Raw genomic sequence first — 24972 nt, forward strand, 5'->3', positions numbered from 1 at the left:
CCGAAAAACAGGGGATACGATGAGAAACAGAGTCACTGCTGGCGTATTTTATCCACAGTGTTTAACACAAAATCGTTAAATCAAATCGACATGCTGGCTGGTATGTGGCGAAAAAAAACCCGACCAAGGCCGGGTTTTTATCAAGAAGCAGAAATTACTTAATTTTAGCTTCTTTGTAGAGAACGTGCTGACGGACAACTGGATCGAATTTCTTCAGTTCCAATTTTTCCGGCTTAGTACGCTTGTTCTTCGTAGTGGTATAGAAGTGACCAGTACCAGCAGAAGAAACCAGCTTGATCTTCTCGCGAACACCCTTAGCCATGATTCAGTTCCTTAATACTTTTCACCACGGGCACGCAGATCGGCCAGAACCGTCTCAATACCCTTCTTATCAATAACACGCATACCTTTAGCAGATACACGCAGTGTTACAAAGCGCTTCTCGCCTTCAACCCAAAAACGGTGTGAATGCAGGTTCGGCAGAAAACGGCGTTTGGTCGCATTCAGTGCGTGGGAACGGTTGTTCCCGGCCACCGGACGCTTGCCAGTAACTTGGCAGACTCGGGACATGTCTATTCTCCAAAAATCAAATCAGCTCGAGCTTCGTATAGGGTTTGGCCGCCTCGTCAGGCTTTAGAGCCCATCTCAGCAACTTCACTGAAAAGACTCTGTCATCAGGATAAACCTGCTGAGATAGGCTCTTAACGCCACACCCAAGATTCTCAAAGGTGGCGTAGTATACGCTCTGAAGCGTAAGTGCTCAAGTCCCGAACAGCTAAAGATCCCATTGGATCGCGGAAATATCTGTTAAATCCAACCACGCTCGGCAAAAGAAACGTATTCGCCGTGCCCAATAACCAAATGATCGAGCACGCGGATCTCCATTAACAGACAGGCTTTAACAATCTGTTCGGTTATCGCACGGTCAGCCTGACTCGGCTCCGCTTTTCCCGACGGATGATTATGCGCCAGTATTAGCGCGGCAGCATTTGCTTTTAGCGCTTCACGCACAATTTCACGCGGGTGGACTTCCACGCTGTTAATCGTACCAACAAACATCTCCTGATGGCGAATAACGTGGTGCTGATTGTCCAAAAATAGAACTAAAAAAACTTCACGCTCACGCCGAGACAACAGCAACTGTAAATATTGGCCGGTCGCTTCCGGGTTCAGCATGGCGTCCTCTTTCGCCAGACGAGAGAAAAATAGCCGCCGCGACAGCTCTGCGATCGCCTTGAGCTGCGTATATTTTGATATCCCCACGCCTCTGGCATGATGAAACGCTGACTGGTCGGCCGCCATCAGTTGATAGAGCGAGCCAAAATGCGTCAACAAATCCTCTGCCAACTGCATCACATGCACGCCCGGCAACCCTGTGCGCAAAAAAATCGCCAACAATTCGACATCCGTCAGTGATTCCGCCCCTAAACGCACCAGTTTTTCACGCGGTGCCAATCCCTTTTCCCAGCCCATCACCTTCTCCCTATACCGCTCGACGGCATCATGTCACGCCCGTAAAAACCGGACGACACCGGTGACAAAAGGCTGCGAAGCGCTTCGCAATCTTCTTAGGGAAACCACGGTAACCACCTTAAGATTCCTATCTGACTGCAAGGTTATGGTAAAATGGCGCATCTTGTGACTTTCAATCGGACCATGATGATGACGGAATTTTCCAGCCTGAATGCACTCTCCGGAAAACGAATCGTGCTGGGCATCAGCGGCGGCATCGCCGCGTATAAGTGCCCGGAACTGGTGCGACGCCTGCGCGATGGCGGAGCCGATGTACGAGTTGTCATGACCTCTGCCGCTAAGGCTTTCATCACGCCGCTGACGCTGCAAGCCGTCTCCGGCTACCCAGTATCAGACGACCTGCTTGACCCCGCGGCGGAAGCCTCAATGGGTCACATCGAGTTAGGAAAATGGGCTGATTTAGTCATTCTCGCCCCGGCGACCGCCGACCTGATCGCACGAGTCGCCGCCGGCATGGCGAATGACCTGCTGACCACGATCTGTCTGGCGACATCTGCCCCTATCGCCGTTGTCCCTGCGATGAATCAGCAGATGTATCGCGCAGAGCCCACGCAGGACAACCTGCGCACGCTGGCCGCACGCGGTTTACCGATCTGGGGGCCGGATAGCGGCAGTCAGGCGTGTGGCGACGTTGGGCCGGGCCGCATGATCGACCCAATGGAGATTGTCGGGCTGGCGCAGCGTCATTTTTCTGCCATCAACGATCTGCAACATCTGAACATTCTGGTCACCGCCGGGCCGACGAGAGAAGCGCTGGATCCCGTTCGCTTTGTCACCAACCACAGCTCCGGGAAAATGGGCTTTGCTATCGCACAGGCCGCTGCCGCCCGTGGTGCGAATGTCACACTGGTAAGCGGTCCAGTGTCGCTCGCCACACCGCAGGGCGTCACACGTATTGACGTCGGCAGCGCGTTGGAGATGGAGCACGCGGTGATGGAACACGCAGCCCAGCAGCACATTGTTATCGGCTGTGCCGCGGTTGCTGACTACCGCGCCAAACACATCGCCGATGAGAAGATTAAAAAACAGAACCAGCAGGGCGATGAAATGACTCTCACTCTGGTCAAAAATCCAGATATTATCGCCGGTGTCGCCGCCATGACGAAAAATCGTCCTTATGTTGTCGGGTTTGCTGCCGAAACCCAGAATGTGGAAGAATACGCCCGGCAAAAACTGGCGCGTAAAAAGCTGGATCTGATTTGCGCGAACAACGTCTCTCTTTCCGGGCATGGTTTTAACAGTGAAACCAATGCGTTACACCTTTTTTGGCAAGGTGGAGACACGCCGTTGCCGCAGTGCGACAAGCGTCTTCTTGGCCAAAAATTAATCGACGAGATTATCAGCCGTTATGATGAAAAAAATCGACGTTAAGATTGTTGACCCACGCGTTGGGCAGCAATTCCCGTTACCAACCTATGCCACACCAGGTTCTGCCGGGCTCGATCTGCGTGCCTGTCTGGATCAGGCGATTGAACTCAAAGCAGGGGAAACCACGCTTATTCCAACCGGGCTGGCGATTCACATTGCCGATACCGGGCTGGCGGCGGTTATCCTGCCTCGCTCCGGACTGGGCCACAAGCACGGCGTGGTGCTGGGGAATCTGGTGGGGCTGATTGATTCGGACTACCAGGGACAGCTGATGGTTTCCGTCTGGAACCGTGGTCAACAAACGTTCACGGTTGAACCGGGCGAGCGCATCGCACAGATGGTTTTTGTGCCCGTCGTTCAGGCCGAATTTAATCTGGTCGAAGACTTCGTCGGCAGCGAACGTGGAGAAGGCGGCTTCGGCCACTCCGGCCGTAGCTAACGCGATCCAGCCACCCATAGTGTAAAAAATTCCTATAAGCCACAGCGCCTATCTATTCAAAAGGAAATGGCTACTGTGGCGCTAACGGGTGCTTGTCAGTCAAATATTTAGCAAGGGTCTTTTCAGACATGGCAGAAAAAGAAAATACGAAAAGGAATCGCCGCGAGGAAATTTTGCAGGCGCTGGCGCAGATGCTGGAATCCAGCGACGGTAGCCAACGCATCACCACAGCAAAACTGGCTGCGAATGTTGGCGTGTCCGAAGCGGCGCTCTACCGGCATTTCCCCAGTAAAACGCGGATGTTTGATAGCCTGATTGAATTTATTGAGGATAGCCTGACCACCCGCATTAACCTGATTCTGCAAGACGAAAAAGAAACGTTTAATCGTCTTCGTCTGATTTTGCTGCTTATTTTAGGGTTTGCGGAACGGAATCCGGGGCTGACTCGCATCATGACCGGGCACGCGCTGATGTTTGAACAGGATCGCTTGCAAGGGCGTATTAACCAGCTGTTTGAGCGTATTGAATCGCAGCTGCGTCAGGTATTGCGCGAGCACAAGCTACGCGATGGCAAAGGTTTCCAGCATGATGAAACGCTGCTAGCCAGCCAGCTGTTAGCGTTTTGCGAAGGGATGCTGTCGCGCTTCATTCGTTCTGAATTCCGCTATCGTCCGACGCAGGAATTCGACACCCGCTGGCCGCTGCTGGCCGCACAGTTGAACTAAACACCACGATTAAAGCCCGCCAGATATTTCTGGCGGGCTCCTGATTCACAACGTTAAACCCCGAACTGCTCACGATAGGCTTTCACCGCATCCAGATGCGCCGCCATCTCTGGTTTTTCCGCCAGATAGGCGATCAAATCCGTTAACGTAATAATCGAAATCACCTTGCACTGATAGTCGCGTTCCACTTCCTGAATCGCGGAAAGTTCAGCACGGCCACGTTCCTGACGATCCAGCGCAATCATCACACCCGCCAGCGTCGCCCCGTGTGCACCGATAATTTCCATCGATTCACGAATCGCCGTACCGGCCGTAATCACGTCATCCACCAGCATCACCCGGCCCTGTAACGGGCTACCGACCAGGCTGCCGCCCTCGCCGTGATCTTTGGCTTCTTTGCGGTTGAAGCAGTACGGCAGGTCACGATCGTGATGTTCTGCCAGCGCGACAGCAGCGGTAGTCGCAATCGGAATGCCTTTGTAAGCCGGCCCGAACAGCAGATCGAACGCCACGCCAGAATCAACCAAAGCTTCCGCATAAAAACGCCCCAGTAAGGCCAGGTCACGTCCGGTATTAAACAGCCCGGCGTTAAAGAAATAGGGACTGATACGCCCAGATTTCAGGGTGAACTCGCCAAACTTCAATACCTGCTTGCTGAGTGCAAACTCAATAAACTGGCGCTGGTAGGCTTTCATTACGGCATCTCCTCGTCTTCAAATATAAAAAAAGCGACCAATTGGTCGCTTATAAAATCAATCGATTAAGGCCGCTTTCTGCGCCTGAACGATGGTATCAATTCCCCCTCGGGCTAGCGCCAGCAGGGTGAGCAATTCGTCGTGGCTGAACGGTTCGCCTTCGGCCGTCCCTTGCACTTCAATCATGCGACCGTCTTCGGTCATGACCACATTCATGTCGGTTTCCGCAGCGGAATCTTCCACATATTCCAGATCGCACAGCGCTTCGCCGTTCACGATGCCGACGGACACGGCGGCGATCATGCCTTTCATCGGGTTCTTTTTCAGCTTACCCTTAGCAACCATCTGGTTCAGCGCATCGGCCAACGCCACGCAGGCACCAGTGATGGATGCCGTACGCGTGCCGCCATCCGCCTGCAAGACATCGCAGTCGAGCGTAATGGTGTATTCGCCGAGCACTTTCAGGTCGATTGCCGCACGCAGGGAACGCGCAATCAGGCGCTGAATCTCCAGCGTCCGACCACCCTGCTTACCTTTGGCGGCTTCACGCGAGTTACGGCTGTGCGTCGCACGCGGCAGCATGCCGTATTCGGCGGTGACCCATCCTTGTCCCTGGCCTTTCAGAAAGCGCGGAACACCCTCTTCTACCGTGGCATTGCATAACACTTTGGTATCGCCAAATTCGACTAAAACGGAACCTTCAGCGTGTTTCGTGTAATGACGGGTGAATGTAAGGGGGCGTACTTGCTGTGCACTTCGGCCTGTTGGGCGCATGGCTCATCTCCGGTGGGTCAATGAAAACTGCCGCGCATTATACACGAAATCACTCACGTTGCGGGAAAGCGGCATCAGAAAGCCATACCTCAAACTTATGGTATAACCTGAGGTTATACCCTACTGATGAACAAGTATTCGTCAGTGATGATGCATCATGAAATAGTCCGTTCATCCCCTGAGCGTTGATGAGAAAAAATCATGATGCGGCATATGCAAATTGAAACGGTCAATCTGCCCCTAGCCCGTCCTATGGCGGCTGAAAACGGGACGCGTCGTGCGGTTACCGTTATCCGCGTCGCGTTGGAAGAAAAAGGATTTATTGGACAAGGCGAATGTACGCCACTCGCCCACTATGGCGAGTCCGCCGACAGCGTATGTCGCCAGCTCTCTGCGGTCCGTGAGGCAATAGAACACGGTCTGACCATCGAACAGCTCCAGAAAGATTTATCACCGGGTGCGGCCAGAAATGCGCTGGACTGCGCACTGTGGCGGCTCAACACCGCATTGGAAAAACAGACGCTGTGGCAGCGCATCGGCATTTATCCCCCCACATCCGTGATCTGTGCGCAAACGTTGGCGCTCGACAGCGTGGAGAGAATGGCGGCCGCCGCCTCCAATGCCGTTTCCCACGGTGCCCTGCTGCTAAAAATCAAACTGGATCGCGAGCTGATTCTGGAGAAAGTCGCCGCCATTCGTGCTGCCGCGCCCAACGCCAGATTGATTATCGACGCGAGAGCGAGCTGGAGCGGGCTGGATTTACATAGCCTGTCCACCGCTCTGCTGCCTTATCAGGTCGCCATGATTGAGCAACCGCTTCCTGTCGGTAAGGACGAGGATTTACAGCGGTTTTCTCACCCGATTCCGATTTGCGCGGACGAAAGCTGCCGCCACAGCGGAGACATCGTCGGGCTGCGCCGTCGTTACGACATGATCAACATCAAGCTGGACAAGTGTGGCGGGCTAACCGAAGCGCTGGCGATGGTGCGTGAGGCTCACTTTCACGGCCTGCGCATTATGGTCGGCTGCACGCTGGGCTCGTCGATGGCGATGGAGGCCGCCCTGCCGGTCGCCGCCGATGCTGAACACGTCGATCTCGACGGCCCTATCTGGCTGGCCGCCGACAGTTCGCCTTATCTGACCTACAACCTTGGCCGAATTTGGCTATGACGCCATTAACCGCAGCAATCCTAAATCATCAACCGGAGTGACCATGACGGATATCATGCACGCGGGTGCCGCCACAGCACCCGGTAACGCCCCCAGGCCTGTACTGGAAATCGACGATCTGAGCGTCAGCTTTAGCGGCCGTTCCGGCACGCACCAGGCGCTAAAAGGCATTTCCTTTACCGTGAATAAAGGGGAAGTGGTCGCCGTGGTCGGCGAAAGTGGTTCAGGCAAGTCCGTAACCTCACTCGCCGTGATGGGGCTGTTGGCGGACTCAGCCAACATCGAACGTGGCGCACTCCGTTTCACCGCACGCGACGGCAAGCAGCATGACCTGCTGAGTATGAAAGCAGAAGCGCGTCGTAAGCTGCGCGGCCGCGATCTCGCCATGATTTTTCAGGAGCCGATGACTTCGCTTAATCCGGTACTAAAAGTCGGCGATCAGCTCACCGAAGCGCTGCTTGACCACAAAATTTGCGATGCCGCCAGCGCGGACAAAAAAGCCCGTGAGCTACTGCACAAGGTGCGCATCGCAGACGTCAATCGCGTGATGAAAAGCTACCCGCACTCGCTGTCCGGCGGGATGCGCCAGCGTGTGATGATTGCACAGGCGCTAGCCTGCGATCCGCAGCTGTTGATTGCCGACGAACCGACCACTGCTCTGGACGTCACCGTACAGGCACGCATCCTGCAAATCCTGCGCGACCTGCAACAGCAGAGCGACATGGCGGTGCTGTTTATCACCCACGACATGGGCGTGGTGGCGGAAATCGCCGATCGCGTGGTGGTGATGTACCGCGGCGAGATTGTGGAACAAGGCACCGTCGAACAGATTTTTGCCGCACCGCAACATCCTTATACCCAATCGCTGCTGGCTGCTGTACCGAAGCTGGGCGACATGCGCGATAGCCTGTGGCCAAAGCGCTTTCCTTTACTGGGACAGGCTGCCGATCCGGAAAATAGTGAACAGGTTACCGCCCGCTATGACGCCGAGCCGCTGTTGGATATTCGCGGACTGAGCGTGTATTACCCCATGCGCAGCGGGATTTTATCCACCGTTACTCACCACGTTCATGCGGTAGAGCAGATTGATTTCAACGTCTGGCCGGGCGAAACGCTGGCTATCGTCGGGGAAAGCGGCTGCGGCAAGTCCACCACCGGACGCGCGCTGCTGCGTCTGGTACAGAGCCAAGCCGAAAGCATTCATTTTCAGGGTAACGAGATTTCCCAGATGAAAGAGCGGGATTTCCAGCCGCTGCGCCGGGAAATGCAGATGGTGTTTCAAGACCCGTACGCCTCGCTCAACCCGCGTCTGACGGTTGGCTTCACCATCGCCGAACCGCTGCTGCTGCACGGGCTGGTGAAATCACTGGAAGAAGCGACACCGCAGGTGCAGGCGCTGTTAAAAAGCGTCGGTCTGCTGCCAGAACACGCACGTCGTTATCCGCACGAGTTTTCCGGCGGGCAGCGTCAGCGTATCGCGATTGCTCGCGCGATGGCGCTACAGCCGCAGGTCATCATTGCTGACGAAGCCGTTTCGGCGCTCGATGTGTCGATTCAGGCGCAGGTCGTCAATCTGATGATGGACCTCCAGAAGAAAACCGGCGTGTCGTGGATTTTCATCTCGCACGATATGGCCGTCGTCGAGCGCATCGCCAACCGCGTCGCGGTGATGTACCTCGGCCAGATCGTGGAAATCGGCCCGCGCCAGTCGGTGTTTAACGATCCACAGCATCCGTATACCCGCCGCCTGTTGGCTTCGGTTCCGATTGCCGATCCAACCCGTCGCGGCGCACGCCAGTTTGACGACAGCGAAATCCCCTCACCCTTGCGTAAAGCAGGCGAGGCCGTCGCCAAAACGCGCTACCGAGAGGTCGCGCCGCAGCACTGGGTCGCCGACAACGAATCGGCCGCCTGAAACACGATGCCATGACAATAAAATAGTCATAAAAAACAACGTATTAATAAAACACAACACACGTTCATAGCTGACCAGGAGAGAAACCATGAAGCCATTCGTTCGCCGCTCTGCCGTTGCCCTCGGGCTCTCACTGTGTCTGGCGGCTGTCGCCCAGGCGCAAGACCTTCGCATTTCCATCTATGCCGATATTACCGGACTCGACCCGCACGATACCTCGGACACGCTGAGCTACTCCATTCAGAGCGGCATCTTCGAGCGTCTGTTCCAGTTCGATAATAAAATGAAGCTAGTGCCGCGTCTGGCGACGGGCTACACCAGTAATGACACCGCCACCGAGTTCGTCATTACGCTGCGCGAAGGCATCACCTTCCAGGACGGCGCGCCGTTCAACGCCGACGCCGTTAAAGCTAACCTCGACCGTCTGGCCGATCAGAGCAAGGGCTTAAAGCGCAACAGCCTGTTTAACATGGTGCAAAGCGTCACCGTGCTGTCGCCGACGCAGGTCAAAATCGAGCTGAACAAATCCTTCGGTGCCTTTGTGAACACGCTGGCGCACCCGTCTGCCGTCATGCACAGCCCGGAAGCGCTGAAGAAATACCCAGACGAAGCACAGCTGCGCGTGAATCCGGTCGGTACTGGCCCATTCAAGTTCACCGAATGGCAGCAGGGTAAAGACGTGAAACTGGTGAAATTCGACAACTACTGGCAGAAAGGCTGGCCGAAAGTCGACAGCGTGACCTTCTACCCAACGCCGGAAGATTCCACTCGCGTGGCATCACTGAAATCCGGCCAGGTAGATGCCGTTTATCCGCTGCCTTCCGATCTGATCGGTACCGTACAAAACGACAGCAAGCTGGCGATTCAGCGTGACCCAAGTATTTATCAATTCTGGCTGGCGATGAACAACCTGCGTCCGCCACTGAACGATATCCGCGTACGTCAGGCGCTCAACTACGCCATCAACCGCGACATCTGGCTGAAAGTCGGCTTTGCCGGCATGGGCGTTCCTGCCTCCTCTGCGATGGCACCGGACGTACAGTTCTTCGCACGTCAAAGCTCGCCGAACTACACCTATAACCCAGAAAAAGCCAAGGCGCTGCTGAAAGAAGCGGGCTACGCCAACGGCCTGAGCCTGAAGCTGTGGACAACGAACCGTACCGACTACATCCGTAGCGCGCAGTTCTTCAAGCAGCAGTTAGAGCAGGTCGGCATCAAGGTCACCGTCACCCCGATGGATTCCGGGATGCGTAACGCCAAGCTGTTTGGTGTTAAAGATCCGAAAGACGCTGAATTTGACCTGTTCTACAACGGCTGGTCTCCGTCTACCGGTGATGCTGACTGGGCGCTGCGTCCACTGTTCGCCACCGAGTCCTGGGTTCCGGTTGCGTATAACGTCTCCTACTACAGCAATTCGGTAACGGATAAAGCGATTACCGCTGGGTTGGCGACGGCCGATGCCGACAAACGTGCCGCCGCTTACGCGGATGCACAGCGTCAGATTTGGCAGGATGCACCTGTAGTCTTCCTGGGCTCGCCGGACAACGTTGTCGGCAAAACCAAGAACCTCGACGGCGTCTACATGCTGGCTGATGGCTCACTGATCTTCGATCAGGCTGAATTTAAGTAATCGGTCAGGGAGAACGCCATGTTTGCTTATATCGTCCGACGTTTGCTGGAAATGATCCCGGTTCTACTGGTGGTCTCCCTGTTAGTGTTCGGTTTTATAAAACTGCTGCCGGGTGACCCGGCACGTATTTACGCCGGTGCTGACGCGACCATTGAGGCGGTGGAAGCCGCCCGTCAGCAGTTAGGATTGAACGACCCGCTGCCGCAGCAGTATGTCCACTGGCTCGGCGGCCTGTTCAGCGGCGATCTGGGTGTGACGTACCGCACCCAGCAGCCGGTTATCGACGTCATCAGCAAGAGTTTCATGCCCACGATGTGGCTGGCGCTGGCGGGCTTTGTCTGGTCGGTGCTGCTCGGCCTGCTGATTGGCGTGGTTTCCGCGCTCAAGCGGGGCAAATGGCAGGACTGGACACTGATGAGCTTCGCGGTTGGCGGGATTTCCATGCCGCCGTTCTGGCTCGGCCTGTTGCTGATTCAGTTTGTCGCCATGCCATTCGGCGTCTTTTCCGTCAGCGGCTTTAATCAGCCCAGCGACATCATTCTGCCCGCGCTGACGCTCGGGGCATCGGTGGCGGCCGTTATGGCACGCTTTACCCGCTCCGCGTTTCTGGAGGTCGCGCAGGAAGACTACGTCCGCACCGCTCGCTCCAAGGGGCTGCGCAATCGGCTGGTCACCTGGAAGCATGTGATGCGTAATGCACTGATCCCGGTCATCACCATGCTGGGGCTGCAATTCGGCTTCCTGCTCGGTGGCTCCATTGTGGTCGAAAGCGTGTTTAGCTGGCCGGGTCTAGGCTGGCTGCTGATTGAATCAATCAAGACGCAGGATCAGCCGGTCATTCAGGCGCTAGTGATGCTGTTCGTGTTTGAATTTATTGTCATTAACCTGTTGGTCGACCTGCTGTACGCGGTGGTCAATCCGGCGATTCGCCTACGTTAGGAGACACGATGAACCTTCCTCCCGAACCCGTCGTGGCCGTTGCCACGCTTGATGAAGAGACGATACGTTCGCCGTGGCGCGACTTCGTTCAGGTCTTTATCCGTAACCCAATGGCGATAATTTCCAGCAGCTTCGTCCTGCTGCTGGTGTTGGTCGCCATTTTCGCCCCGTGGCTGGCGCCGTGGAACCCGATGGAGCCCGACTGGACGGCGCTGGCTTCACCACCTTCAGTGGCGCACTGGATGGGCACAGACGATCTCGGACGCGATGTGATGAGCCGCATCATCTACGGCGCACGTATCTCGCTGTATATCGGTATTTTCTCCGTCACGCTGGGCATGGTGGTCGGCATCGTGCTTGGCCTGCTGGCAGGCTACTACGGCCGCTGGGTCGATACCCTGATCATGCGCGGTTCCGACGTGCTGTTCGCCTTCCCCGGCATGCTGCTGGCGATTGCAGTCGTCGCCATCCTCGGCCCCGGCCTGAATAACGTGATTATCGCCGTCGCGGTCTTCAGCGTACCGGTCTTCGCCCGCATCGTGCGTGCTTCTACGCTGTCGCTGAAACAGGCAGCCTATGTAGAAGCGGTACGCTGCGCCGGGGCGCCGGATCGCATCGTGCTGATGCGCCACATCCTGCCCGGCACACTGCCTAACGTGATCGTCTATTTCACCATGCGTATCGGTACCAGTATCCTGACCGCAGCAGGCCTGAGCTTCATCGGCCTTGGCCCAGAGCCGGACGTACCAGAATGGGGCAATATTCTGGCGATGAGCCGCAGCCTGATGATGGCAGGTGCTTGGCACGTCAGCGTGTTCCCAGGTCTGGCGATCTTCTTCACCGTGCTGGCGTTTAACCTGCTTGGGGATGCGCTGCGTGATACGCTCGATCCCAAACTGAAAAGCTGAGGAAGGCGATGCACGGCGATCATCAGATGAACGACTATCACCAGCAACAGCAGGCACTGTTGCTACAACGCTGGAAAACGACGCGGCAGTTGGGTACGCCGCGCTCGGCTAGCGGAACGCGTAACAGCATTAGCGATGTGGCAGGCGTGCGCGTCGGCCACTGCACGCTGGCGGCGGGGGAAGTGCAAACTGGCGTCACGGCGATTCTGCCGCCCGGCGAGAACCTGTTTACCCAGCCTCTGCCCTGCGGCGCGGCGGTGCTGAACGGCTTCGCCAAACCCGTCGGACTGGTACAGGTCGAGGAGCTGGGGCTGCTGCAAACGCCTATCCTACTAAGCAACACGCTGGCAACCGGTACGCTGTTTACCACGCTGGTACGCAACGCCATTTCTCGCAACCCTGAACTGGGTCGCACGCTGCCGACGGTAAATCCGCTAGCGCTGGAGTGCAACGACGGCTGGCTGAACGACATTCAGGCGCTGGCGGTGACGGAACACATGGCGCGACAGGCGCTGGACAGTGCCGCAGACAGCTTCGCACGCGGCAGCGTCGGTGCCGGACGCGGGATGAGCTGCTTTAGTCTGAAAGGCGGCATCGGCACCGCATCACGCCTGATTCCTGAATTGAACGCTACGCTCGGCGTGCTGGTGCTGGCAAACTTCGGCACGCTTTCCTCACTGACGCTGGACGGCGTACAAGTGGGAGACGCCATCGCGCCTATCCTGCCAGAGCTTGCGCCGCAGCAGGATGCCGGATCGATCATCATTATTATGGCGACGGATGCCCCGCTCGATGCCCGCCAGCTCAAGCGTATCGCCAAGCGTGCCGGTGCAGGATTAGGCCGGCTCGGCAGCTACTGGGGACACGGTTCCGGTGATATCGCCGTCGCGTTCTCCACCTGCCCGCAGCCGCAGCCGCCGGAGGATGCGCAGCTTGAATCGCTGTTAAGCGCCGCCGCCGACGCCACTGAACACGCTGTACTCGACGCCATGCTTCAGGCAGACGCCGTGACCGGTTTTCGCGGCCATCATCGTCCGACGCTGCCACAGGCGTTGGATCGGCTGGCTGCGACTCTTTATCCATAAGCAAATTCTCCCGTAGGAAACTGATGATGAAAGTGTTTATCTCTGCTGATATCGAAGGGATCGCTGGCGTGATGCGCCCAGAACAGTGCAGCCCTGGCACCGCGGAATATCAACTGGCACGTGGCCTGATGGAGCAGGAAGTGAACGCCGCGATTGACGGTGCGTTCGCGGGTGGCGCAACAGAGGTGGTGGTCGCCGACAGCCATGCGGCAATGGTCAATCTGCGCGCGGAGAACATCGACGCTCGCGCCCGACTGGTACAGGGCAAACCGCGCTGCTATTCGATGGTAGAAGGGCTGGAGCAGCAGCAGTTCGACGGCCTGATGTTCATCGGTTATCACAGCGCCGCAGGCGAGTTTGGCGTGCTGTCGCATACCATCAACGGCCGTGCGTTCTACCGCGTGCGCATCAACGGTGAAATCATGGGCGAGAGCGACATCTACGCTGCCGCCGGCGTGGAACAGAAGACGCCGCTCTGGCTGGTCAGCGGTGACGACACGCTCCAGAGCTGGATCGCCCGCTACTACCCCGCCACCGACTATGCCTGCGTCAAGCGCGCTATTTCGCAGCATGCGGCTGAATCCCTCAGCACTGAACAGGCGCGTCAGGTGATTCGTGACGCGGCAAAAGCGGCGGTGGAAAAAGCGCACCGGACGCTGAACTCGCGGATTCAGGCCCCCTACCGCCTCGAACTGATGGTGGCAAAACCGGTACTGGCCGATCTATTCTGTCTGCTGCCGAATGTGGAACGTTTGGATGCCATAACCGTAGGTTATACGGCGCAGAGCATGCGGGAAATCACCAGCCTGCTGGGTGCCTTTTCCTATCTGGCTACGACGCAAAACTGATTCCAGTTTATCCGCCCCTTATTCCGGGGCGTAAACCGACTGAAAAGAGAATTTATCGCATGACGAAACCCGTGATTGTGATCCACGGTGGCGCAGGTGCGCTGACCCGCTCGGCTATGAGCGCTGAAAAAGAGCAACGCTATCTGGCAGCGCTGTCCGAGATTGTCGCCAGCGGACAGCGCATTCTGGCTGAAAACGGCAGCGCACTGGATGCCGTGACGGAAGCCGTTCGCCTGTTGGAAGAGTGTCCGTTATTCAATGCCGGACACGGTTCGGTTTTCACCCACGCGGAAACCCACGAACTGGATGCCAGCATTATGGACGGACGCTCACTGGATGCCGGTGCGGTGAGCTGCGTCAGCCATATCCGTAACCCGATTCTGGCTGCGCGTACCGTACTTGAAGCCAGCCAGCATGTGATGTTTACTGCCGACGGCGCAGAGGCATTTGCACAGCAGCATGGTCTGGAGATGGTTGATCCTACGTTTTTCTCCACCGACGAACGCCGCCAGCAGTTGCATAACGCGCAGGCAGGCTCAGGCCGCGTCATCCTCGACCATGACGGCCAGAACGACCCTATCGATCCCGACCGTAAATTCGGTACCGTCGGCGCGGTAGCTCTCGACAGCGCGGGTAACCTCGCGGCGGCAACCTCAACGGGCGGCATGACCAACAAACAGGCCGGACGCGTGGGCGACAGCCCGATCATCGGCGCAGGCTGCTACGCTAACAACCAGACGGTGGCGGTTTCCTGCACCGGCACCGGTGAAGTCTTTATGCGTGCCGTCGCCGCCTATGACGTCTCGGCGCTGATGGAATATGCCGGACTGACGCTACAGCAGGCCAGCGATCGCGTAGTCATGGAGAAACTGCTGCAAATGGACGGCAGCGGCGGACTGATTGCCGTCGATAAAGCGGGCAACATTGCCCTGCCGTTTAACAGCGAAGGGATGTACCGCGGCTATGGCTATGTGGGAGAAGCCCCCGTCGCCGATATTTATCGCTAAATCTGTCGCCTTACCTATCCAGGTCGAATTGCACCATTTTCGACCATAACGCACAACTATGGAGCATTACGCACCATAATTGTGCATGAGTATTATTAAGAAACGCCGCTGGCCGCGCAGGAACGAAATTAGAAACTGGCGTAATAATTGCAGGCATTTTGATTATTACTCATACGACGCTCACCAGAAAGCGTCAGCCGGAGCCTGCACCCATGCGACTACGCCATATTGAAATCTTCCAGGCCATTGTTCAGGCAGGCACCATCAGCGGCGCTGCCCGCTTGCTCAATGTCTCGCAGCCGAACGTCAGCCGGGTGTTGAATCACGCAGAGCAGCAGCTCGGTTTTTCCCTGTTTGAACGTCGTACGCAGGGAATGATTGCCACCGAAGAAGGGCTGCGCCTGATACCGAAAGTGCAGGAACTTTTCAGCCATCTGCAAAGCATCAGTTCACTCACCGAACAAATCAAAACCAGCAAGGCACACTCCGTACGGCTGGGTGCGGCACATGCGTTCGGGCAAATGATCGTGGCCCCAACGCTGGTGGAATTTCATAAGCAGGCCGCCTTGGTTAACGTTGAACTCGTCACCGAACACTTCAGCACGCTGTGCCAGAACATCCTGCAAAACCAGCTCGATTTCGCGCTGATCTTTGGTCAGCAGGTGCCGTCCGAGCTGCTGGCAGAACCGCTGTTCCAGTCCACGATGGTTGCCCTATTGCCGAAAGACAGCCCGATAAACGGCCCTGTCTCGCTGGAATGGCTATGCAACAACAATCTACTGATGATGCAGCATAAGGATCCGCTCGGTCAGGTGTTACACCGTGCGCTGCGCGACAAAGCGCTACAGCCGGCGGCTTCGCTCTACATCAAAACCTACTCGGTGATTGCCGACATGGTGCTGGCGGGCGGCGGTACGGGCATCGTCGATCTCTTTACCGCCTGTCGCTATGCTGACCAGCTCAAAATCGTCCCTATCGACCAGCCGCTGCCTTTTGAAGTCACGCTGATCAGCCGCCGCGATAACCCGCAATCACAGGCGACGCTACAGCTGAAGCAGATGATGAAAAATCGCTGTCGCGACATCGCCAGACAGAACGAAACGCTGCTTTACGCCGCCTGATTCCCGACGGGCGACACCGGGCAGGCGGTTTTTTTCTATCCCCTGCGCGGGACTCAACGCTATAATCCTTCTCATCATTTGCTTTACAGGTATGCACCAATGATTCGCAGCATGACCGCTTACGCCCGCCGAGAGATCAAGGGCAACTGGGGAAGCGCAGCCTGGGAACTGCGTTCCGTTAACCAGCGCTATCTGGAAACCTATCTTCGTTTACCGGAACAATTCCGCAGTCTCGAACCTGTCGCGCGTGAGCGCATCCGCGCCCGTTTGACCCGTGGCAAAATCGAATGCAACCTGCGCTTTGAGCTCGACCCGAGCGCGCAAAGTGCGCTGATCCTGAACGAAAAACTGGCGAAACAGCTGGTTAATGCCGCCAACTGGGTCAAAATGCAGAGCGACGAAGGGGAAATCAACCCGGTTGATATCCTGCGCTGGCCCGGTGTGATGTCGGCGGAAGAGCAGGATCTGGACGCCATCAGCGCCGAACTGCTGACCGCGCTGGAAGGCGCGTTGGATGACTTCATCGCCGCCCGTGAAAGCGAAGGTAATGCGCTGAAAGGTCTGATCGAACAGCGTCTGGCTGGCGTCAGCGCCGAAGTCGTCAAAGTCCGTGCCCAGATGCCGAACATCCTGCTCTGGCAGCGTGAACGTCTGCAAAGCAAGCTGGAAGATGCGCAGGTACAGCTGGAAAATAACCGTCTGGAACAGGAACTGGTGTTGATGGCACAGCGCGTCGATGTCGCCGAAGAACTCGACCGCCTCGATGCTCACGTCAAAGAAACCTACAAAATCCTGAAAAAAGAAGAAGCCGTCGGCCGCCGCCTCGACTTCATGATGCAGGAATTCAACCGCGAATCGAACACGCTGGCCTCAAAATCCATCAACGCCGACGTCACCGCGTCAGCCATTGAATTGAAAGTGCTGATCGAGCAAATGCGGGAACAGATCCAGAATATTGAGTGATCTCCACCCTGTTCCACTGACTGCTACAACGCCCTGTTTTCAGGGCGTTATTATCAAAAATATTCAAAAAAAATAAATGCCGAAATTTTTATTAACCCACACTAAAAATGCTTTTTTACAAACATGGCTATTTTTAATAAAACAAAAAAACCCTATAAAAAGGAAAAATATTTTTATGAAAACAATAACTCTGAAATATTTCTAAATTTCTCTTGATAAAATCGCATCAAGCATAATAAAACGCTAGACATATTAAAAACAGAGTGGGAATATAATAGCCACCTTAGAATAAAAATTGATACGCATAAAAAACTGGCATGCTAATTCTTATTTTTAAATTTAAAAAATAATCTTATAGAATAAAAAATAGCATAAAATCGATTAAATAAGGAAATGATATGCAGAATGAAAATGAACTTAACCCCTTCATACTTAATACATTAAAAAACAGATCAATGCTTACAAGAGCAATAACTGTTTCACTTATAATATTACTTATAATATCAGCAAGCACTATATCTATACTTATTGCCACAGGAAATGACTCACAAAAAGCCTCTATAGAGAGATTACTAGGATTTAAAAAAGAACTATTAAATCCTGGGGATATAGTATATTTAAACACACCAAAAGAAAAAAACAACATTGGTGTTTACTTGGGTAACACAGAAAGCATTCAGCCGTCTGAAAATAAAATAAAAAATATCAAAACCAATGAAATAAAAAATTATGATTCGAAATTAAGTGACTCTTTAGAAATACAAAATTCAACAATCAATGAATTAAGTAAACGCATTGACTTAAAAAATAAATTTATAAATGATTATGCTTCTTGGAAGGGTGTACAATACAGACTAGGTGGCGATGGAAGAATATCAAAAATAGCAGAATCCATATCTGCCGTATTACTTAACCTATCTGTAATAGTATTTCTTGGTTTTGTGATGCGAGCTGTTCTAGTTTTTATCAGATACTATATGCAATTAGGCACTGATTACGAAAACCAAAGGTTAGCCTACATTCTTAGCAAAGGTGACAACAATAAATTTAGTGACATACTCTACACTCTAAGAGAAAATAAAATAAATTTTGAAAAAACACCGTCACCACCGCAAGAAAAAATAATTTTATCCGCACTCGAATTATTAAAACAAAAAAATAAAAACGGGTAATAAAAAACATAAAAACCCGAATGGCAAATTAAATTAATAATAACACCCTTAATAAAGCGGAATTATTAGATATAAAAATCATATTTCCACTCATCCTAATAGGGCAGAGTTTAATGTTATGTTTCTAAAAACCAACTAATATCCTCCGGTACTATTTTAAAAAAATTCACTTTATTCTTACGTTTAATAATGTTAACAGCTACGAAACTCGTAGTATCTGAACTCATAAAAAGCATCGACAATTGGCGACACTAACTTTCAAGGAGGATCGCCAATGACCACCATAAATGCTGCCGCTACCGAGAGTTCCATTACCGTTTTCCGAGATCTGATCGCTTCGTTACCCGTTGAGCACCTTAGTCGTGCTCAACGTGACGATTTCAGCGCAATCGCTGCAGAGTCGGTTGAAGGGTTGTGCCACGGTTTACAGTATGTTAGCAAATCACTGACAACAGCAGCTAACACGGAACAGCTGCACCAACTCAACGCCTATTTCAGCGCCTGTGCGCACCTGATCCCTGCATTAATAGTAATCAGCGGAAACCCCATGTCATACGCAAGCCGTCTACAATCCAACCACAACGTTCTCGTTGAGTAATGCACAGCTAAAGTGTACATTTTAGATGTACATATCAGGAGAAACACGATGCGAATCTACACTTCTACTCAAGCCAGAGCCAACATTTCAGAAGTATTAGACGCTGCAACCCACGGCGAACCGGTCGAAATTACTCGTCGGGATGGAAGTTCCGCGGTGGTGATCAGCAAAGCGGAATTCGAAGCATACCAAAATGCCAAGTTGGACGCTGAGTTTGATCTCATTATGCAGCGCCACGGCCACACTATCGAAGCGCTGACTGACCGATGAACTGGGTTAGCGCACAAGAAGTGATCGCCTTTCATGATCGGATATTGCGACGTTTACCCGGCGTAACGGGAATGCCCGATCCGGGTCGAGCAGAAGCGATAATCTACCGAGTGCAGAACCGCACGCATTATGAAGGGATCACGGACATCTTCGAGCTGGCCGCCACTTACTGGGTGGCTGTTGCACGTGGCCATATTTTTAATGATGGCAATAAACGCACCGCATTTTTCGTCACGATGACGTTTTTATACCGTAACGGCGTGCTAGTTCGCGATAACGACAATACGTTGGAAAATCTGACGGTAGAGGCCGCAACGGGTGCAAAAAACGTTGACGAACTGGCACAGCAATTGAGAACACGGGTGCAACCTTTAGGCTGATTCCTGTAAACAGCACAGCTACAACAAAATAGGACTGTATTCCTATAATCCCATCAAAAATGGGAATATAGTCCCATCATCGCAGCGCAAATCGCTCCACCAAATCACCAGTACAATCTCAGGAACATCTTCACCCGCAACAATACAGGGAAAAACAACCGACATGCGTTATCTCGTCCTCCCCTTCATCCTTCTTGCCCTGACCGGCTGCCAGGCAATCACCACTTTCGATAAATACGCCACGATGCGCCTTTACGAAGTTTATGAAGCTGAGAACCTTTCTGCCTGCGACTACAAGCCTAAATTCCGCGACTGTACTGTGGGTAAGCGATCTTTTGACGTCAAGATATCCGATGATAAGAGCAAAATCGCATTAGTGGTCAGAAAGCGTTATGCCTATTTTGGCTTCACGCGTGATGATTTTGCCCTGCAGACACAGCCGCTGCGTGATTTCCTGATTTGGGCGCAAGATCCGGCCGCGAAGGATAAACAGATCACTCAGTTACGCAAAGCTGGAAACGTTGGCGGCAGCCTGTACGACAACAGCGAAGTGCAATATCAGTTCGATTATCTGCATACGCGTGCCGATGTTCAGCTACTCGTCGTTAAGCCCCATGAAAACGCCGACTCGTACGGCCTGACCGTGGATGAAGTGAAAAACCTGCTATCGGTGATGGATGAATGGTATGCCGGTACGTTTTCTGGAAAACAGCTAACGTAAGTTCGGTGAGACGGCCAGACAGCGTCACTGTCTGGCCAGGCATTAAAAATGCTGCATCCTGGAAGAAAATTGGCCGCAGTTTTTCAGCATCAAATCTTTGACCGGTCGGCGGTCGTAGTAGCCCTTCTCGGTTTTGAATACTTCGTAGACTTCGATGCGTCGTGGCGAATAAGCATCAACAAATTTACCAGTAACATAATAGTAATTCCCGACCACAGGTTTAAACGTGACGGTACTAAATCCACCATTGGCAGCAATCATTCTGACCGCAATATTGTGTTGCGCGCTGACCCAAAATTCACGAATCATCGTTGGCGTTTCTGGGATTTCAGGGAAGCCGAGTTCTTTATTATTGAGCTTAGTTTGGAACCCAAATGCATTATTGGTATAGCCATTTTCTGGTGCATCAATATTAATACATCTGTCGGTCGTCGGATAAACGCGAACATAATCGAGGTTGCGGTTATCGAACGTCATACCCACGCGTTCAGCACCCTGATAATCCTCCAGTTTATGACTATAAGTCGCAACCGAACATCCACTGACGAATACCACACTTATTCCTATCAGAAGCATTTTCCCAAACATAACCATCCCTTACCTTTATAAAATCAGAACATCCTGATTATTTTACGCCGCTTTTTATTCGAAAATTTACGTTGTATTACTTCACCTTAAAGCATTACCTCACCTTAAACACTAATGATAAACGAGGCAACGTGGCAATTTCTCTCTATTACACCGCACGACGTAAAAAATCCCTGAGCCCAAAAGAGATATCTGCCGTGAAGGAGATTGTCCAACGCCATTCCGTTAATGAACACATTGAGAAATATCTGACGACCGGCGACGGCATAAACTGGGAATCATTTAATTTCACCCTCAACGCGAAAATCGGTAACGTTTTCAGAAAAGGCATCGTGTTCTCAGGTTCGACCAAACTCCCCGATAGCAATGAAGAAGCCACCTGGATTGGCGTACAACACTGGTGCCAGTGTTTATCCGAAATCCGCGCTGCCCTGACACACTGTGAATGGCACGTCGCGGTCGACGATCACAGCATACCGTGGGACGCCGAGGCAAAGGCTTACGACCCAACGCGCTGAGCCAGCGAACATGCTGAAGAGAGAAGCGCATATGGACGATAACGACATCCACGATGCTGTCGAAAGGAGCGCATACGGGCTGTCGATGGGCGCGATATGGCAACATATTGCGGTTGAGTGTCGGGTCAATCCCAGAACCTACGCACAGCGTCAGGCGCTGTTTTTTACGTTGCTGGAGCGGCTCATCGCGGAAGGCAGAATCAGGCTTGCCAGTCAGGGAGACTATCTGCAAGGCGATCCGAAGCATCAGGTCGACCCACTCCGCCATGCCTTTCCACCTGAAATGTCCGATGATGAATTGGATGATGTCGACGAATTTGGCCTGTGGTTCTTCGCCAAAGCGCCCGCAGGCGTCGTGTGGATCACGCCGGAGGGGCAAGAGATTTGGACGTAAGAGGAATCAGCCAAACCAGCGCCAATTCCTCTCACTCATGACCGGATATCATGACTCGCAGCGAACTTACTCCGTGGTCTTACGTTCAGCCTCCTGACCCTCTAGCTCCTCACTCTCGTCCGGCTTCGCCACACTCGGATGCTGGCGACCTTCCTCGATAAAATCTTCGTCGATGCCTTCAATATTCTCCTGATTATCGCGACCAGAGAGAATGTTCCAACAGGCGATGAACAGCGCAGCAATCAGCGGACCAATCACAAAACCATTAATACCGTAGATTTCCATACCGCCCAGCGTGGCGATCAGAATCAGGTAATCCGGCATTTTGGTGTCTTTCCCCACCAGCAGCGGACGCAGGATGTTATCCACCAGCCCAATCACCAGCACGAAGAACGCGACAATGAAGATGGCCTGCCAAAGCATGTCCGTCGCGAACAGGAAGATGGCCGCAGGCACCCAGATAATTGCCGAACCCACCGCGGGGATCAGCGACAGGAACGCCATCAGCGAGCCCCACAGCAGGCTGCCTTCTATCCCTGCGATGGAGAACGCAATACCACCCAATGTCCCCTGCACAATCGCCACCACCACGGTGCCTTTCACCGTCGCCCGCGATACGGCGGCAAACTTCACCAGCAGGTGATGTTTAACATGAGTGGAAAGCGGCAGCGATTCCAGAATCAGGTTGACCAGATAAGCACCATCCTTCAGGAGGAAGAAAAGCAGGTAGAGCATCACCCCGAAACCGATGAAGAAGGTGAATGTCCCTTTGCCGATCAGCAGCACGCTTCCCGCCAGATATTGCCCACCTTTCAGCACAACCTGAGAAAGCTCTTGCTGTATTTTGGCGGCGTTATCCAGATTGTGTTCCGCGAGGAAATGTCGCGCCCACCTCGGCAGATGCTGAATCAGCTCCGCCAGCACCACCGGGAATTGCGTATTGCTGTCCTGCAATCGGGTGTAAACCCCGTTAATTTCAACCACCAGCGAGGAAACAATGATCCCCAACGGAATGAAGACGAGCAGGAAGATGATCAGGACTGTGAGCAATGAAGCAACACCGTTGCGATCGTTTAATTTTTGCCGAATTTTGCTTTTCAGCGGATGGAAGATAATGGCCAGCACCGCCGCCCATAATATGGCGGAATAATACGGTGCCAGGATGTCAAAAAACGCCAGCGTGACGATAAATAAGATAAGGATGAAGAATCCCTTCGTAAGCCCTTTAATATTCACAACGATTTCCCCTTCGTTCAATCTGCTCTCGAAATATAGAACGAAGTGGGGCGTTTGCAATACCGGAAAAAGCGCATAGTGCTGAGGAAATGGCTAGGCGAGCGCCTCATGAGTGGCAATAAAGTCGTTTTTTAACTGGCTATACACGGCGGCATCGTTGTCACACGCCAGTGCAGCGGCACGTTTTATTGCCGCGTACTCGGCACATACGGCTGGGTTTGCCCGCAGATAATCACGGAAAGCCAGGTGCCGCTGGATAGTCTCGTCACCCACCACAAAAGCGTGAAGATGGTGCGTGCGCGCATCGCGGCCTTTGGTGTAGTAACGACGTCCTGCTATCCCGTTTTCGCCACGAGGACAGTAGCCCAGATCGACCATGACATGATCGAACCTGTCCAAAGCGGATAACGAAACTACTTCCAGCAGCATATCAATCACCGGCTTAGCGGGGAGCCCCGGCACGGCCGTGCTGCCGATGTGATGTATATTCGCCGCCACTTCACCGAGCGCCTGCATGAGTTCCCTCGCCGCCGTTGCATAATTCGTTGCCCACTGTGGATCGTAATCCACCACGGTAATTGTCCGTCCACCCATTCACTGATCCCCCAACACGGTCTTATCGCGTAAAGGGTATCAACGTTCAGGGGACGATTCAAAAGCCATCAGAAAGCGCGGCAAGGAGACGGTAAATGCCTCTCGCCGCATCATCCGTGCTTACAGGCCATCCAACCGCCGCTGGGTCGCCTGCACCAGTGAGTCCGTGGTGATGTCGGCAATGGATTTGGCACCCGTGAGCGTCATCGCCACACGCATCTCTTTTTCGATCAGGTTCAGCAGGTTAACCACGCCCGCTTCGCCCGCCGCCGCTAGCGCGTAGACAAACGCGCGCCCGAGCATCACGCCGTCCGCGCCCAGCGCAATCATGCGCACCACGTCCAGCCCGGTACGAATGCCGGAATCTGCCAGAATAGTGATATCGCCTTTCACCGCATCGGCGATAGCAGGCAGCGCATGTGCCGTTGATAGCACGCCGTCCAGTTGTCGCCCGCCGTGATTGGAGACCACAATGCCGTCCGCGCCGAACCGGACCGCCTCTTTGGCATCTTCCGGGTCGAGGATGCCTTTGATGATCATCGGCCCTTTCCACATCTCGCGGATCCACGCCAAGTCCTGCCACGAAATAGAAGGATCGAAATTCGCCGCCAGCCAGCCAATGTAGTCTTCCAGCGTCGTGGGTTTGCCACGATAGGCGGAGACATTCCCCAAATCGTGTGGCTTACCGTTCAGGCCAACATCCCACGCCCATTGTGGATGAGTAACGGCCTGTAAAAGACGACGCGCCGCCGCATTCGGTCCGCTCATACCAGAGTGTGCATCGCGATATCGCGCACCCGGCGTCGGCATATCCACGGTAAACACCAACGTCTTCACCCCTGCCGCCTGGGCACGCTCCAGCGCATTACGCATAAAACCACGATCTTTCAACACATAGAGCTGGAACCACATCGGACGATTGATGGCAGGTGCCACTTCCTCAATCGGGCAGACTGAAACCGTGGATAAGGTAAACGGTATCCCTTTGTGTGCCGCCGCACGGGCAGCCTGGACTTCGCCACGTCGGGCGTACATCCCAGTCAGGCCAACGGGAGCCAGCACCACCGGCATTGCCAGTTTTTCGCCGAACAACTGCGTTTCCAGACTCAGGTCGGACATATTTTTCAGGATGCGCTGACGCAGTGCGATATCCGCCAGATCGGCGGTATTACGCCTGAGCGTGTGCTCGCCATAGGCACCGCCGTCAATATAGTGAAAAAGGAACGGCGGAAGCTTACGCTGCGCCGCCGCCCGGTAGTCCGTTGAAGCAGAGATGATCATCGTCCTTTCCCATCCTTCTTCTTGTTTGTGCCATTCTTGCGGTCAATAGAATGACCGCGCATGAAATGACCTTTCTAGTGAAGCCACTTTTAGTGAAATT

29 protein-coding genes are annotated in these 24972 nt (G+C 53.9%); 20 read left to right on the plus strand and 9 right to left on the minus strand.

The genetic code is table 11. The features are described from left to right. Positions 1 to 154: 154 nt before the first annotated feature. From rpmG to radC, 3 genes are all read right to left on the minus strand, one after another. Positions 155 to 322, minus strand: coding sequence for a 50S ribosomal protein L33 (rpmG, locus tag H4F65_RS12680; protein WP_002208990.1), 168 nt, complete (start codon positions 320 to 322; stop codon positions 155 to 157). Between the two features lie 11 nt (positions 323 to 333). Continuing rightward, entirely contained in the window at positions 334 to 570 is a 237-nt protein-coding gene (gene rpmB / locus H4F65_RS12685) for a 50S ribosomal protein L28 (RefSeq protein ID WP_005967968.1), read from the minus strand. 237 nt (positions 571 to 807) lie between these two features. Continuing rightward, positions 808 to 1473 carry a RadC family protein gene (radC, locus tag H4F65_RS12690; protein ID WP_010285712.1) on the minus strand — a complete coding sequence of 222 codons (666 nt, stop codon included), beginning with the start codon at positions 1471 to 1473 and terminating at the stop codon, positions 808 to 810. A 153-nt stretch (positions 1474 to 1626) separates the two neighbouring features. Between radC and coaBC the strand changes: the two genes are divergently transcribed. From coaBC to slmA, 3 genes are all read left to right on the plus strand, one after another. Continuing rightward, positions 1627 to 2904, plus strand: a complete 1278-nt coding sequence (gene coaBC, locus H4F65_RS12695) for a bifunctional phosphopantothenoylcysteine decarboxylase/phosphopantothenate--cysteine ligase CoaBC (protein ID WP_010285711.1) — start codon at positions 1627 to 1629, stop codon at positions 2902 to 2904. Then, positions 2882 to 3340, plus strand: a complete 459-nt coding sequence (gene dut / locus H4F65_RS12700; RefSeq protein WP_010285710.1) for a dUTP diphosphatase — start codon at positions 2882 to 2884, stop codon at positions 3338 to 3340. The genes coaBC and dut overlap by 23 nt, the downstream gene beginning before the upstream one ends. 128 nt (positions 3341 to 3468) lie before the next feature. After that, positions 3469 to 4065, plus strand: coding sequence for a nucleoid occlusion factor SlmA (gene slmA / locus H4F65_RS12705; RefSeq protein ID WP_005967978.1), 597 nt, complete (start codon positions 3469 to 3471; stop codon positions 4063 to 4065). Positions 4066 to 4118: 53 nt separating this feature from the next. Here the strand turns inward: slmA and pyrE are convergent, their stop codons facing one another. Together pyrE and rph are read right to left on the minus strand one after the other, a co-directional pair. Then, complete coding sequence (gene pyrE / locus H4F65_RS12710) at positions 4119 to 4760, minus strand: orotate phosphoribosyltransferase (RefSeq protein ID WP_010285703.1); 642 nt, start codon at positions 4758 to 4760, stop codon at positions 4119 to 4121. 57 nt (positions 4761 to 4817) lie between these two features. Further along, entirely contained in the window at positions 4818 to 5534 is a 717-nt protein-coding gene (gene rph, locus H4F65_RS12715) for a ribonuclease PH (protein ID WP_010285702.1), read from the minus strand. A gap of 204 nt (positions 5535 to 5738) precedes the next feature. On the opposite strand from rph, the gene ycjG reads away from it, so the two are divergent. From ycjG to H4F65_RS12790, 15 genes are all read left to right on the plus strand, one after another. Next, positions 5739 to 6704, plus strand: coding sequence for an L-Ala-D/L-Glu epimerase (ycjG, locus tag H4F65_RS12720; protein WP_172645019.1), 966 nt, complete (start codon positions 5739 to 5741; stop codon positions 6702 to 6704). Positions 6705 to 6747: 43 nt separating this feature from the next. Then, positions 6748 to 8619 (plus strand): ABC transporter ATP-binding protein, encoded by a 1872-nt coding sequence (locus H4F65_RS12725; RefSeq protein ID WP_039320462.1) that lies wholly within the window; start codon positions 6748 to 6750, stop codon positions 8617 to 8619. 88 nt (positions 8620 to 8707) lie between these two features. Beyond that, on the plus strand, positions 8708 to 10249 hold the full coding sequence (locus H4F65_RS12730) for a glutathione ABC transporter substrate-binding protein (RefSeq protein ID WP_010285698.1): 1542 nt from the start codon (positions 8708 to 8710) through the stop codon (positions 10247 to 10249). An 18-nt stretch (positions 10250 to 10267) separates the two neighbouring features. Beyond that, on the plus strand, positions 10268 to 11188 hold the full coding sequence (locus tag H4F65_RS12735) for an ABC transporter permease (protein ID WP_014913740.1): 921 nt from the start codon (positions 10268 to 10270) through the stop codon (positions 11186 to 11188). Positions 11189 to 11196: 8 nt separating this feature from the next. Further along, positions 11197 to 12096 (plus strand): ABC transporter permease subunit, encoded by a 900-nt coding sequence (locus tag H4F65_RS12740; protein WP_010284281.1) that lies wholly within the window; start codon positions 11197 to 11199, stop codon positions 12094 to 12096. Positions 12097 to 12104: 8 nt separating this feature from the next. After that, positions 12105 to 13181 (plus strand): DmpA family aminopeptidase, encoded by a 1077-nt coding sequence (locus H4F65_RS12745; RefSeq protein ID WP_010284280.1) that lies wholly within the window; start codon positions 12105 to 12107, stop codon positions 13179 to 13181. Between the two features lie 26 nt (positions 13182 to 13207). Further along, complete coding sequence (locus H4F65_RS12750) at positions 13208 to 14029, plus strand: M55 family metallopeptidase (RefSeq protein WP_010284278.1); 822 nt, start codon at positions 13208 to 13210, stop codon at positions 14027 to 14029. Between the two features lie 59 nt (positions 14030 to 14088). Next, positions 14089 to 15036: an isoaspartyl peptidase/L-asparaginase family protein gene (locus H4F65_RS12755; protein WP_010284276.1), complete on the plus strand. Its 948-nt coding sequence runs from the start codon at positions 14089 to 14091 to the stop codon at positions 15034 to 15036. Positions 15037 to 15248: 212 nt separating this feature from the next. After that, a complete protein-coding gene (locus H4F65_RS12760) occupies positions 15249 to 16157 on the plus strand; it encodes a LysR family transcriptional regulator (RefSeq protein ID WP_010284274.1) in 909 nt (302 codons plus the stop codon). 99 nt (positions 16158 to 16256) lie between these two features. Beyond that, the gene (locus H4F65_RS12765; protein ID WP_010284271.1) at positions 16257 to 17120 is read left to right on the plus strand and encodes a YicC/YloC family endoribonuclease; all 864 of its coding nucleotides are present in this window, start codon (positions 16257 to 16259) and stop codon (positions 17118 to 17120) included. Between the two features lie 398 nt (positions 17121 to 17518). Continuing rightward, positions 17519 to 18292 (plus strand): hypothetical protein, encoded by a 774-nt coding sequence (locus H4F65_RS12770; RefSeq protein ID WP_039320466.1) that lies wholly within the window; start codon positions 17519 to 17521, stop codon positions 18290 to 18292. A 274-nt stretch (positions 18293 to 18566) separates the two neighbouring features. Continuing rightward, on the plus strand, positions 18567 to 18890 hold the full coding sequence (locus H4F65_RS12775; protein WP_010284265.1) for a hypothetical protein: 324 nt from the start codon (positions 18567 to 18569) through the stop codon (positions 18888 to 18890). A 48-nt stretch (positions 18891 to 18938) separates the two neighbouring features. Then, complete coding sequence (locus H4F65_RS12780) at positions 18939 to 19160, plus strand: type II toxin-antitoxin system Phd/YefM family antitoxin (protein WP_010284263.1); 222 nt, start codon at positions 18939 to 18941, stop codon at positions 19158 to 19160. Continuing rightward, a complete protein-coding gene (locus H4F65_RS12785) occupies positions 19157 to 19540 on the plus strand; it encodes a type II toxin-antitoxin system death-on-curing family toxin (RefSeq protein ID WP_010284261.1) in 384 nt (127 codons plus the stop codon). Before H4F65_RS12780 ends, H4F65_RS12785 begins: the two co-directional genes overlap by 4 nt. A 163-nt stretch (positions 19541 to 19703) precedes the next feature. Further along, positions 19704 to 20261 carry a hypothetical protein gene (locus H4F65_RS12790; RefSeq protein ID WP_010284259.1) on the plus strand — a complete coding sequence of 186 codons (558 nt, stop codon included), beginning with the start codon at positions 19704 to 19706 and terminating at the stop codon, positions 20259 to 20261. 42 nt (positions 20262 to 20303) lie between these two features. Here the strand turns inward: H4F65_RS12790 and H4F65_RS12795 are convergent, their stop codons facing one another. Further along, positions 20304 to 20849: a hypothetical protein gene (locus tag H4F65_RS12795; protein WP_100068802.1), complete on the minus strand. Its 546-nt coding sequence runs from the start codon at positions 20847 to 20849 to the stop codon at positions 20304 to 20306. Positions 20850 to 20980: 131 nt separating this feature from the next. Here H4F65_RS12795 and H4F65_RS12800 point away from each other — a divergent pair, with 131 nt between their 5' ends. Next, entirely contained in the window at positions 20981 to 21367 is a 387-nt protein-coding gene (locus H4F65_RS12800) for a hypothetical protein (RefSeq protein ID WP_172644798.1), read from the plus strand. A gap of 31 nt (positions 21368 to 21398) precedes the next feature. Continuing rightward, positions 21399 to 21761, plus strand: a complete 363-nt coding sequence (locus H4F65_RS12805; protein WP_052051621.1) for a DUF596 domain-containing protein — start codon at positions 21399 to 21401, stop codon at positions 21759 to 21761. Positions 21762 to 21827: 66 nt separating this feature from the next. Here the strand turns inward: H4F65_RS12805 and H4F65_RS12810 are convergent, their stop codons facing one another. From H4F65_RS12810 to lldD, 3 genes are all read right to left on the minus strand, one after another. Beyond that, positions 21828 to 22997, minus strand: a complete 1170-nt coding sequence (locus tag H4F65_RS12810; protein ID WP_010284250.1) for an AI-2E family transporter — start codon at positions 22995 to 22997, stop codon at positions 21828 to 21830. 93 nt (positions 22998 to 23090) lie between these two features. Next, positions 23091 to 23591, minus strand: coding sequence for a GrpB family protein (locus H4F65_RS12815; RefSeq protein ID WP_010284247.1), 501 nt, complete (start codon positions 23589 to 23591; stop codon positions 23091 to 23093). A gap of 120 nt (positions 23592 to 23711) precedes the next feature. Continuing rightward, positions 23712 to 24872 carry an FMN-dependent L-lactate dehydrogenase LldD gene (lldD, locus tag H4F65_RS12820; protein ID WP_010284245.1) on the minus strand — a complete coding sequence of 387 codons (1161 nt, stop codon included), beginning with the start codon at positions 24870 to 24872 and terminating at the stop codon, positions 23712 to 23714. Between the last annotated feature and the right edge of the window lie 100 nt (positions 24873 to 24972).

Origin of the sequence: Pectobacterium brasiliense, from assembly GCF_016950255.1 — a bacterium.
GTDB lineage: Bacteria > Pseudomonadota > Gammaproteobacteria > Enterobacterales > Enterobacteriaceae > Pectobacterium > Pectobacterium brasiliense.